Here is a 12581-nt window from a genome sequence, read left to right as displayed (position 1 = left end):
TCTCCTTTTTTTCCTGGTGTCCAAACAATTTTGTGTAGAAGAAAAGTAAAAATAATATTTCGACAAAAGTCGACACTCATTTATTCGCGATTTGATTATAAAATTGCCTCTCGAGTATGTCAACAGCATTAGGACTAATGGTAAGATTCAGGCTTTTCATTACTTTTCAATTATTAACCTTCCCTTATCGGCCTTTAATAACAAAAAAAAAGGATTAGCTTAGCTAATCCCTTAAACGTTTCCTTGCTTTATAACAGCTAGCCGCCGATCATTATATAAAATAAATACATAAAGGGCGATGGAAATAAAAACCGATAATGCTGATGCTATAAAAATACTCCCATAGCCGAAAAGATGGCTAATTTGACCGAAGGCGATTGCACCAATTCCCACACCTAAATCGAAAAAAGAAAAGAAGGTAGCATTTGCCATTCCTCTTCTGTTTACAGGGGACTTTTCAATCGCCCACGCTTGTAAGCCAGGTTGAACCGTTCCAAACCCTAGTCCATACAAAATTGCCGCTAGATACAGGATAAAACTATTTGGTAACCATGCTAACAAAATCATTGCTGTCAAAATTAACAAGGTTCCTGGTATAAATATTGCCTGATGCCCTTTTTTATCATATAATTGCCCACCAAAAGTTCGCGAAACCATCAATGCAATCGCGTAAAGAAGGAAGTACCACTGAATACCGGAAATGCCCTTTTCAGTTGTATAAAGTGGCAAAAAGGCAGCAATTCCTCCAAAGGTTACCGTAAGGAAGAACAAAAGCATCGAAGGCTTTAAGGCACTCTTTTCGTATATATCTAGCTTTTGCTTGGATTGCCTTTTGAAATCTTTGTCAACCTTCTTGTAGCTGATTTTTGATGATAGCAGCAAGGCAGCTAATCCTAAACCACCGCAAATTAAGAATAGTTGTTTAAAGGTAATCACACCGGCTAAGGTAAGACCCAGTGATGGCCCAAATGCCAAGGCGAGATTACCCGATAAACCAAAATACCCCATCCCCTCACCGCGCCTCGATGCGGGAATTAAATCGGTAGCAATCGTTCCTGATGCCGTTGTTGAAAATCCCCAACCAACACCTTGAACAACTCGAATGAAAAATAAGAAGGCCATACTCGTCGCAAATCCAAAGGCTCCGACAGAAAGGACAAAAATGGTGAGTCCGAGTAAATAAACAAATCCCCTCCCTTTTGATTCAAGAGAATGTCCTGCATAAGGACGGAGGAGCAAGGCAGAAAAGGTAAAAATCCCAACAACATAACCAATTAACTGGTCACTTCCTCCTAATTGCTGAACAAATAAAGGAATCGTTGGTAAAGTCATTTGAAACCCTAAAAAGATAAAAAAGTTAGCGAAAACAATAAGAACAAAATCTTTGGTCCATATCTTGTCTTTCGGGCTATCTTTTGGCAATTGTCTATTCATAAGACAGGTAGACATCCTCTCTTTTTGAGTTACAAGTAATTCAAAATGAACAAAAGGCGCAAGCGCCCGTTTTGCGACGTATGGACTGGAGCGCTCCGCATGAGATAAAGGAAACACGAAGAGCGTTAGCGATTCGATGTTGACTTATCGTAAGGAGGAGAGCGAAGTCCACTAGTCGCTGGGCGCTGGAGCTGGATTCAGATAACTATTTCAAAGTTATCCCCAACTAAATTATTTTATAATTTCCTATATGACGAAAAAACGTTTCTACAAATGCAGAAACGATCTTTCCTATTATTATTTTGCTTGAGCGGTTTCAATCATACGTTTCATTGCTTGGATTTGTCCTAAATGTAAGTTCTCATGGAATAAACAAAAGTTTACCAGTTCCCCAAATGTTTTACAACCAAGAAATGGCGACTCTAGCTTTTTGTTTATGCTCTCTACCGGAATATCATTCATCCGTGTAAGTTGGTCAGTTAACTTTTCAACCAATTCTTTGACAGAGGGAACTTGCCCTTGCCAATCAGCCGGTTTTGTTCCGCGCGCGAATAATTCTTTATAGTTTACAGGTAAGTTATTAGTGTTTTCCGGAAAACCAAACATTAATTGCTCGGCCACTGTTAATACATGACCAATATGCCAATGTAGCGTGTTGTTAAAGCCATCAGGTTGTACATCCACAAGACCATCGTCTAGTGCACTTACATTTTTAAGAAAGTAACTTCTTGTTAGTTGAACATTATTAAACAGTAATTCGCTCATTCTAATTCCCCCCACAGGATTCAAATTCTATTTTATACCAAAATCAACCAAAAATGAAGGGTCCACGCTTACATTTCCTCAGGCGCTTCCATTCCCAGTAACCGCAGGCCTTCTTTAAGAACAACGGTAACCGCAAATACAAGTGCTAAGCGGGCCTGCTGCTCCGTGTTTTCTTCGAGGATCTTTACTTCTCCATAAAATTTATTGAATGCTTGGGAAAGGTCAATAATATATTTTGCCACTTGTGATGGATCAAAGTTCTCAAAGGCTCGGTTTATTGCATTTGGGAATTCAAGCAGCATGCTAACAACCTTCCACTCCTTTTCCCAGTTGGTATCAAACGACTGTGGAATTCTATCATCTTGCCAATTCGCCTTTCGTAAAATTGAGCATGCCCGAGCAAACGTGTATTGGACATATGGGCCGGTTTCTCCTTCAAAGCGAAGCATTTCCTCTAGTGAAAATTCAATATCATTCATCCGAAAATTTTTCAAATCATGGAACATGACTGCCCCAACGCCCACTTGCTTGGCCACTTCATCCTTACTTACGAGACTTGGATTCTTTCCTTCAATACTATGCCTAGCTAACGCGATTGACTCGTTTAGAACTTCCTCCAATAATACAACCTTACCTTTTCTAGTCGACATTTTCTTTCCGTCCTTAAGCATCATTCCGAACGGAATATGGACCATTTTCTCTGCCCACTCATATCCCATCTTTTTTAATACTGCCATAAGCTGCTTAAAGTGAAGGCTTTGTTCATTACCAACCACATATAAGGAAAGATCAAAGTCATAGTTTTCCTTACGATAAATGGCGGCGGCTAAATCACGAGTCGCATACAGGGTAGCACCGTCTGATTTTTTTATTAAGCAAGGCGGAAGTTCCTCAGAGGTTAATTCCACTACTTGTGCCTGTTTCGATTCTACTAGTAACTGTTTTTCCTCAAGCAGTTGAACGACACGGTCCATTTTGTCATTGTAAAAGGCTTCCCCAGCAAACGAATCAAATTCGACATTCATTAAGTCATAGATCCGTGAGAATTCCTTTAGCGATTCATCACGAAACCACTTCCATAGTTCCAATGCTTCCTCATCGCCATCTTCAAGTCTCTTAAACCAGCTCCGCCCCTGCTCAACTAGTGCCGGGTCCGCTTCTGCTTCCTCATGAAACTTGACATAGAGTGTTAACAATTCTTTTATTGGGTTTTGTTTTACTATTTCAGGATTGCCCCAAAGCTTATAAGCAGTAATTAATTTTCCAAACTGTGTTCCCCAGTCACCAATATGGTTGATCTTTATCGGTTGGTATCCGCATTTTTCGACGATATGTGCTAATGCATTGCCGATCACCGTGGAACGCAAATGCCCCATTGAGAACGGCTTGGCAATATTGGGCGATGACATATCTATTGTTACGTTTGCGCCCTTACCCAGGTTTTGCGCACCGTAATTTTCTTTTATCTTACTGATTTCCGTCACTATTTCTTTTGAAACCAGCTGTTTATTTAAAAAGATATTAAGGTATGCCCCCACGACTTCTACCTTTTCAAAGGTTGGGGATTGGATCTTTTCGCTCAGTTCCTGCGCAATGATGTTTGGAGATTTCCTTTTCTTTTTCGCTAAAGTAAAACATGGAAAGGCTAAATCCCCATGTGTTTGGCTTTTGGGTTTCTCGATTAGCATTTCAAGTTCACTTACTTGAATCTCCTGCTCAAGTGCTACGAATAAAATCTCAGCTAACTCTTGCTTATAATTCATCCTTGTTACCCTCCTTTATCTAATAAAAAACAAAAAACTCCCGTCTCTATTATGAAGAGACGAGAGTTCAACTCGCGGTACCACTCTACTTGTTCAAAAAGAACCAGCTTAGTTTGTTAACGGAGATTTCTCCGGCTTACTCTACTATTTTCAAGTAAGCATCTCAAAAGTGCGCTTCGTAATCTGCAAAAAGTATCAGGCTCTCACCACTCCTGACTCGCTACGACCTCACAGAAAACTACTCTCTTTATCATTGATTTTTCTGAATGATTTTGATGTCATTATACTGAAAAAACCAGAATTTTGCCAGACATTATTGATTAATTTTACCATTTTGGAAATCCTATACCTAAAGGAGGGAAATCTAATGACAAAAAGAAGAAATAAAATTCTCGTTCCGGCAGCAAGGGCCGGGCTGGATGAGTTAAAGGCAAAGGTTGCTGGCTCTGCAAGCCCAGAGGATGCAAAGTTTGAAGCTGCCTCAGAGGTAGGAGTACCACTAAAAAAAGGTTATAATGGGCAGCTTACTTCCGAGCAAGCAGGTAAAGTTGGCGGCAGACTTGGCGGTAGCATGGTCCGTGAGCTTGTCAAGATGGCTCAGGAAGGTATGATGAAGAAACGTTAGAGATGATTACTAAAAGGGATTTAAAAACGGCCATCACGAAGGGTTCGTGGTGACCGTTTTTTTGGGTAATTCATAAAAGTGGTCTCATGAAGCACATTTCGATCAGATAATCCGAAAAGTAGTCCTCATGAAGGGTCCATGAAGCACATTTCAACCGAGAAATCCGAAAAGTAGTCCTCATGACGGGTCCATGAAGCACATTTCATTCGAGAAATCCGAAAAGTAGTCCTCATGACGGGTCCATGAAGCACATTTCATTCGAGAAATCCGAAAAGTAGTCCTCATGAAGGGTCCATGAAGCACATTTCAACCGAGAAATCCGAAAAGTAGTCCTCATGACGGGTCCATGAAGCACATTTCATTCGAGAAATCCGAAAAGTAGTCCTCATGAAGGGTCCATGAAGCACATTTCAACCGAGAAATCCGAAAAGTAGTCCTCATGAAGGGTCCATGAAGCACATTTCAACCGAGAATTCCGAAAAGTAGTCCTCATGAAGGGTCCATGAAGCACATTTCAACCGAGAAATCCGAAAAGTAGTCCTCATGAAGGGTCCATGAAGCACATTTCAACTAAATAATCAGGAAAGTTGGCCACATGAACCCAACCTTGAGCTAGACTGATACGATAAATTCAATATCATTTTATTTTGTTGTTTCAAAGTATGAATACTTTCCATGGCCCACTAAAATATAGCGTGTTAATAATATATTTCTAATTCTCTTTTTATATTTTACAACCTTACACCAATCATGAATCATATTAGTAGTAATTCTTTGTTTTGGAAAAAGAAGAATAAACTCTTCTGTACTACGTAAAACAGCTAATTCAATAGTCTCTTCGGATCCACAATTCATACACCTAATTTTCCGTTCACCACAAATCACATCAAATGAGTCACAAACCCCACATTTACACCCCTTCCGCAGTCCGCCATATTCATAAGTCGGTACCTGTGTATAAGGTGAATCTGTGATATGCGCACTAAGTAAAAAATCTGCAATTTTACGTTGATTTCCGTTTAGGTTGGATGGTTTTGCGCTTAAGTTTTTCATAAAACTAGGTAATTGTGGTGAAAAGATAATTTGCTTATTTTGGGGAGCTTGATATAAGAAGAATTCAGGATGGATAAAAATGAGATTGCCATCTATCGGCAAATTGAAGCCCTGTTTTTGGAGTAATTGCCGGAGTAAGGTCTCACTGCGATGTAACTGGTGTAAAGGATTAGTGATTTCTTTACTGTTCGTACACATGTAAAATCCATCATCTTTGTAATAATAATCTCCCTCATAATTTTTTACTTCGCAAAGAATTATCAACGCTTGGGTAATGAGTAGACTATCAATTTGAAAGGTTGTATTGTTGCTCTTAAGTAGCAAGTCATTCAAAATGTAAAATTTACTATCGAGACTGGCTGTCAACGAGTCGAACTTTACTTCACCTTCATAGCCTTTCTTCAGGTTTAGATAATGTTGTTTATCGTCTGAAGACAACTGCATTCTTCCATTTAATGACTTCATAATTCTAAATTCCTTCGACTCTGTTCGAGATTTTAAAGGCATATTCCACTTCCTTCCTAGAGTTCTAGCTTTATTTTATAAAAAAACAGACAAATAAGCTTATGGAGAATTTGTGAATTTTTCCAGTCACACTCTTACGGTGGTAAAATTCAGAAAATTATTGACAACTTACAATATCCAGTGTTAAAATCTTCCTCTGTGACTCAAAAGTAGGAGGGGAAAAGGATGATTTATGTAGAAGGAATCAGTAAATCATTTAAGGTGGCCAAACGATCAGCAGGAATACGCCAAGCAACAAAGGCCCTTTTTTTTCGAGAGCATACCATTGTTGAGGCCCTAAAGGATATTTCCTTCACCATTAATCAAGGTGAAATTGTCGGCTATATCGGGCCAAATGGTGCAGGAAAATCGACAACGATTAAAATCATGAGCGGGATTCTCGTACCTGAACAAGGGAGCTGTACCATTATGGGTTACACACCTTGGAAGGATCGCACTCAGTATGTTAAAAATATCGGGGTAGTTTTTGGTCAGCGCTCGCAGCTTTGGTGGGATGTTCCCGTTATCGATTCTTTCGAACTTTTAAAAGATATCTATAAAGTTCCGCAAGAACAATATAAATCTACGATTGACCTGCTCATTGAAACGCTTGAATTGCAAAGCATTATCCATACACCTGTCCGACAATTAAGCTTAGGTCAACGGATGCGCTGTGAAATTGCCGCTTCGCTCATCCATAATCCCCAAATTTTATTTTTAGACGAACCCACTATTGGTCTGGATGCTATTTCAAAAATTGCGGTCCGACAGTTCATCAAAACTATTAATAAAGAACGGGGAGTTACGGTTATCCTTACTACTCACGATATGAGTGACATCGAGGCGTTAGCTGATCGAGTGCTCTTAATTGGCAAGGGGAGTTTATTGTATGATGGAAATTTAGAGGAGATGAGAAAGCGGTTTGGATCGCAAAAAATCATTACAGCGGATTACCGAAAACATCAAAAATCACTAGATATCCCAGGGACTACAATCCTTTCATGGTCGCCTGAACGAGCAGTGATAGCTGTAGATACTGACCAGATCCGTACATCTGAGGTTATCACCCAACTGTCGACAAGGGTCGAATTATTGGATGTCACTATTGAAGCCCAGCCAATAGAAGAAACAATCCTCCAGCTTTATAAGGAGTTCCAAATATGAGTGTGTATCTATCCGTTTTAAAGCTACGACTCCTAAATGGGATGCAATATCGAGCCGCCGCACTAGCGGGAGTGGCGACACAGTTCTTCTGGGGATTTATTGCGATTATGGTTTTCCAAGCTTTCTATGAACATGCCACTAAAACTCCGCCTATCTCATTACAGGAATTAATTACCTACATATGGCTACAACAGGCTTTTTTGACTTTTATTATGCTTTGGTTTCGTGATAATGAGTTATTTGATCTCATTACTAGCGGGAACATCGCCTATGAGCTTTGTCGTCCAACGGGTCTATATGGCTTTTGGTATGCAAAGCTTCTCGCCCAACGGTTATCCAGTGCCATACTACGCTGTTTTCCCATTCTCATCATTGCAGTATTTTTGCCGGAACCATACAACTTAACTATTCCGCCAAGCTTCACCACCTTTCTATTATTTGTGGTGACACTGCTAATCGGATTATTGCTTTTAGTAGCAATTTCAATGTTTATTTATATTTCTGTATTTGCGACGCTCTCTCCAGTAGGATCATTACTGGTGTTCGGGGTAATTGGTGAGTTCTTTGCCGGCTTAGTCATCCCGGTACCATTAATGCCATTATGGCTGCAAAAAATCGCCTATTTTCTTCCGTTTCGCTGGACGGCTGATTTTCCCTTTAGAGTCTATTCAGGTCACATCCCACAAAATGAGGCAATAATTGGGATTGGCATTCAGCTTGTGTACCTAGTTGTGCTCGTTTGGTTAGGAAGGATGGCTCTTAACGGTGCGTTAAAAAGAGTCGTTGTACAAGGAGGCTGATTTTTGTTGAAACTGTATGGCAAGTATCTTTTAATTCTCTTTAAATCACAAATGCAGTACCGGACCTCATTCTGGCTGCTGTCACTGGGTCAGTTTTTTATTCCCTTTACCGTCTTTGCCGGTCTTTACTTATTATTTGAACGCTTTGGCCAAATCAAGGGCTGGCAATTTTTCGAAGTGGCTCTTTGTTTTGGTGTTATCCATATGGCATTTGCAATTAGTGAATGCTTTGCACGTGGCTTTGACAGCTTTTCTAGTCTCGTTGTGAATGGAGAATTTGACCGAATACTCGTTAGACCACAGAGCACCTTTATTCAGGTACTCGGCTCGAAATTTGAATTTACGAGATTCGGCCGACTCCTTCAAAGCGGGTTTGTTTTGGTTTGGGCTTTGAGTAATTTGCCCATTGAATGGGGAGTGATTAAAGGGCTGACACTTTTGTTTATGATTACTAGTGGGGTTCTTATTTTTACAGGCATCTACATGCTAGCCGCCACCATGTGTTTTTGGACCATCCAAGGGCTTGAAGTCGCAAATATCTTTACTGATGGCGGCAGAGAGATGGCACAATATCCGTTAAATATATATCATAAATGGGTCGCTCGCTTCTTTACTTATGTGATCCCCTTTGGAACGGTAAACTACCTGCCATTACAGTTTATCCTCGGAAAAAGTGATGGAAATGAGTATGTTTATATGATGATTCCTCTCCTGGGCTGCCTGTTTATTCTACCGTGTTTACTTGTCTGGCAATTTGGTGTTAAGCATTATCGCTCAACCGGTTCTTGATTTAATCGATTTTGAACAATTCTGTGGAACCTTCATGAGGACTACTTTTCCGATTTTTCGTTCGAAATGGCCCTCATGGAACCTTCACGAGAGCTACTTTTCCGATTTTTCATTCGAAATGGTCCTCATGGAACCTCCATGAGAGCTACTTTTCCGATTTTTCGATTGAAATGGTACTCATGGAACCTCCATGAGAGCTACTTTTCCAATTTTTCGTTCGAAATGGTCCTCATGGAACCTTCATGAGGACTACTTTTCCGATTTTTCATTCGAAATGGTCCTCATGGAACCTCCATGAGAGCTACTTTTCCAATTTTTCGTTCGAAATGGTCCTCATGGAACCTTCATGAGGACTACTTTTCCGATTTTTCGTTCGAAATGGTCCTCATGGAACCTTTATGAGAGCTACTTTTCCGATTTTTCATTCGAAATGGTCCTCATGGAACCTTCATGAGGACTACTTTTCCGATTTTTCATTTGAAATGGTCCTCATGGAACCTTCATGAGGACCCGTTTTCTGCCTGCCAAACTTCCTATAAAAAAAAGCCCGACAAGATGAAAACTCACCTTGTAGGGCTCAACGAAAAGAATCTATTAGTTTTCTTCAACTTCTCTACGGTTTTTCTTGAAAATCTTAGATAGTATTTCATAAACGATTGGTACAACAATTAATGTTAATAAGGTTGAACTTGCTAAACCACCGATTACGGTAATACCTAGACCTTTCGAGATTAAGCCGCCACCGCCTGTGCCAATAGCTAATGGAATTAATGCACCGATTGTTGCCAGTGCTGTCATTAGGATTGGGCGAAGACGTGTTGCTCCAGCTTCTAGAACTGCTTCACGCATTGTCAGACCATCGCGTTCCATATGAATGATCCTGTCTACTAGTACAATGGCATTCGTTACAACGATACCGATTAACATCAGTAGACCCATCATAACAGATACAGAGATGGTTTCACCTGCGATTAATAGTCCGACAAATGAACCAATGACCGCAAATGGTAATGAGAATAGAATCGCAAATGGTGCGACACCTTCACGGAAGGTTACAACCAGGATAAAGTACACAATTGCGATTGCCGCAAGCATCGCCATACCAAGCTGTGTAAATGTCTCATCCATATCCGCCTGGACACCAGCAACGCCGATTGTAACACCTTTAGGTAACTCTAATTTATCAATGGCCTTTTCTACTTCTGAGGTTGCTTTTGAAATATCATCCCCAAGGATGGTTCCTGAAACGGTTGCGTAGTATTCACCTTTACTACGTGCCAGTGTGTTTAGAGTTGTTCCTTTTTCAACTGTAACAAGCTCAGAAAGCGGCATTGTTGTACCAAGTGCTGTCTGTACTTGTTTAGCTAAAATATCGTCAATTGACTTTGGTTGTGCTGCTTGCTCTTGTTGGACAATTACTTCTAATTCGTTACCGTCTTTTTCAACTGTTGTTAATATATCTTGTGTGTGTGCAGGGCTTAACATCATCACGATTTGACCCGTTGTTAATCCATACTGCAGTAACTCATCTTGTTCTACATTGAATGTATACTCAACGAATGCATCCTCTGCACTTGATGATACGTCTTCCAAGCCGTCATTTTTACTCATAACGCCTTCTACCATTTTTACAGCGTCATTTAGTTTATCTAAATCTTCACTGTAGAAGGTATAACTCACTTCATTTGTTGACATCGACATTGCAGTGAAGTTCTGGGTCTTCCATTCACCTGTTTGGCCAATGTTGAACACATATTCTTCAATTTCTTCGCGAGCACCTGGGAAGTCCTCCATTTCAGGATCAAAGATTAAGTACATTAATGCACCGCTTCCTCCGCCACCCATCATTGCTGCCATCGGGTCGCCATCTTCCATTACAGATAATTGAACAATATCAATATCTTCGCGTTTAAGTAATTCCTCTTCAACCGCTTCAATGTTTGCTAATGTATCTTCCATTAACTCGCCCGCTTTAGGCGTATAGGTTAAGTACATTACCTTTTCTTCTTCACTGCCCATAAAACTAAAACCGATTAATGGCGTCAACGCCAAACTTCCAGCTAATAAAACAATTGCGATAACTGAAGTAACTACTTTATGGTTAAGTGTCCAGCCAAGAACTCCTTTGTACCAGTTAGCTAACTTGCCAGCCTCTTTATGGCTGCTTTCTGTTTTTTCGCTATATAGCTTTTTCTTAAATAAGAAGTGTGATAATGCCGGTACGATCGTGATTGCCACAATTAGTGATGCACCAAGTGCAAACGTCATCGTTAAGGCAAACGGCATGAATAGTTCCCCGACCATTCCGCCAACAAAGATAAGTGGCGCGAATACCGCAACCGTTACTAATGTAGACGATAGTATTGGTTTGAACATTTCAATCGTCGCTTCACGCACAAGCGCACGACCTGTTAATTTCTCATTTTTCAAATGAAGACGACGGTATATATTTTCAACAACTACGATGGAGTCATCAATTACACGGCCAATGGCAACTGTAATCGCGCCCAGCGTCATAATATTTAATGTAATATCCAACCAGTTTAATAGCAATAATGCCATGAAAATTGAAACTGGAATAGACACGATTGAAATAATCGTTGATTTAAAGTCACGTAAGAATAAAAGAATAATTAATACGGCAATTAATCCGCCAAATAATGCTTTTTCAATCATTGTTTTAACCGATTCTTCAATTGGTGCTCCCTGGTCAAGTGATACATCAATGACAAGGCCATCAATTTTTTCCTCTTGTTCTTCGATCAGATCCTTCACACTGTTTACAACATCAACTGTGTTGGCTTGTTGACCTTTAACGATTTGAATAGTTATAGAATCTTCACCGTTTGTACGAGATACCGATTGTACTCTGCCGACTACTTCAACGGCAGCGATATCGCTAAGTTTTACGAATGGGATAGGTTGTGTTTCTGATGGTGTTACAGGAATAAGCATTCCCTTTAATTCATCAGCGGTCATGAACTTGCCGTCGATTGCTACAGCTTGTTCACCTTGTTCAAATTCGTAGAGTCCTAATGAAACCGCCAGATCACTCGCTTGAATCATTTGCTTCACTGTATCTTCCGTTAAACCAAGTTCAGCCATTTTTGCATCATTATACGTAAGTTCTACTTCTTCAATATGTTGACCTGTGATGGTTGCAGAAGCAACACCATCAATTTTCTCGATTTTTGGAAGGATAACTTCCTCTACTGTTGATGTTAATTCAACAATATCCTCTGTTGTACTACTAATACTAAGCGCAACAACAGGCATCATGTTCATGCTAATCGCTGTAATGATTGGCTCCTGTGCACCTTCAGGTAATTTCACTGCCTCTAAAGCGGACTTTAAGGCACGATTCGCCTCGTCCATATCTTCACCATATTCATATTCCACTTGCAGACTTGCCATGTTCGCATTGGAATTTGAATAGACGGATTTTACACCTTCAAGATTTTCAATTGCTTTTTCCAAAGGTTTGGAAACATCCTCCATTACCTTTTCAGGAGTAGCACCAGGATATACATCCATGACCATTAAGTAAGGAATTGAAATATCAGGAATCGTCTCCATATTCATTCGTGTACCTGAGTAAATACCAGACACCGTAATGATAATTGTTAGCAGCCATACGGCTAATTTATTTTGCAGGACAAAATTGACTAAACCCTTCACACTTAC

General features: G+C 40.1%; 9 protein-coding genes and 1 other annotated feature. Of the genes, 4 read left to right on the top strand and 5 right to left on the bottom strand.

The window, feature by feature from the left end; all coding sequences use genetic code 11:
- Positions 1–231: 231 nt before the first annotated feature.
- From NSS81_RS13285 to argS, 3 genes are all read right to left on the bottom strand, one after another.
- Positions 232–1434, bottom strand: a complete 1203-nt coding sequence (locus NSS81_RS13285) for an MFS transporter (RefSeq protein ID WP_342429198.1) — start codon at positions 1432–1434, stop codon at positions 232–234.
- 297 nt (positions 1435–1731) lie between these two features.
- On the bottom strand, positions 1732–2199 hold the full coding sequence (locus tag NSS81_RS13280) for a DinB family protein (protein ID WP_342429197.1): 468 nt from the start codon (positions 2197–2199) through the stop codon (positions 1732–1734).
- Between the two features lie 68 nt (positions 2200–2267).
- Positions 2268–3962 carry an arginine--tRNA ligase gene (gene argS / locus NSS81_RS13275; protein ID WP_342429196.1) on the bottom strand — a complete coding sequence of 565 codons (1695 nt, stop codon included), beginning with the start codon at positions 3960–3962 and terminating at the stop codon, positions 2268–2270.
- 52 nt (positions 3963–4014) lie between these two features.
- Positions 4015–4225 (bottom strand) — a binding site (T-box leader).
- A 104-nt stretch (positions 4226–4329) separates the two neighbouring features.
- On the opposite strand from argS, the gene NSS81_RS13270 reads away from it, so the two are divergent.
- Positions 4330–4587 carry an alpha/beta-type small acid-soluble spore protein gene (locus NSS81_RS13270; RefSeq protein ID WP_342429195.1) on the top strand — a complete coding sequence of 86 codons (258 nt, stop codon included), beginning with the start codon at positions 4330–4332 and terminating at the stop codon, positions 4585–4587.
- A gap of 642 nt (positions 4588–5229) precedes the next feature.
- Here NSS81_RS13270 and NSS81_RS13265 read toward each other — a convergent pair.
- Positions 5230–6147 (bottom strand): nuclease-related domain-containing protein, encoded by a 918-nt coding sequence (locus NSS81_RS13265; protein ID WP_342429194.1) that lies wholly within the window; start codon positions 6145–6147, stop codon positions 5230–5232.
- Positions 6148–6330: 183 nt separating this feature from the next.
- Here NSS81_RS13265 and NSS81_RS13260 point away from each other — a divergent pair, with 183 nt between their 5' ends.
- Genes NSS81_RS13260 through NSS81_RS13250 form a run of 3 tightly spaced genes read left to right on the top strand, consistent with a single transcriptional unit; the run spans position 6331 to position 8897 of the window.
- Entirely contained in the window at positions 6331–7308 is a 978-nt protein-coding gene (locus tag NSS81_RS13260; protein WP_342429193.1) for an ATP-binding cassette domain-containing protein, read from the top strand.
- Complete coding sequence (locus tag NSS81_RS13255) at positions 7305–8108, top strand: ABC transporter permease (protein ID WP_342429192.1); 804 nt, start codon at positions 7305–7307, stop codon at positions 8106–8108. Before NSS81_RS13260 ends, NSS81_RS13255 begins: the two co-directional genes overlap by 4 nt.
- 6 nt (positions 8109–8114) lie before the next feature.
- Positions 8115–8897 carry an ABC-2 family transporter protein gene (locus tag NSS81_RS13250; RefSeq protein ID WP_342434017.1) on the top strand — a complete coding sequence of 261 codons (783 nt, stop codon included), beginning with the start codon at positions 8115–8117 and terminating at the stop codon, positions 8895–8897.
- A gap of 594 nt (positions 8898–9491) precedes the next feature.
- Here the strand turns inward: NSS81_RS13250 and NSS81_RS13245 are convergent.
- Entirely contained in the window at positions 9492–12575 is a 3084-nt protein-coding gene (locus NSS81_RS13245; RefSeq protein WP_342429191.1) for an efflux RND transporter permease subunit, read from the bottom strand.
- Positions 12576–12581 lie beyond the last annotated feature (6 nt).

It is taken from the genome of Neobacillus sp. FSL H8-0543, from assembly GCF_038592905.1.
Lineage (GTDB): Bacteria > Bacillota > Bacilli > Bacillales > Cytobacillaceae > Neobacillus.
This window is presented reverse-complemented; position numbering and strand designations above follow the sequence as displayed.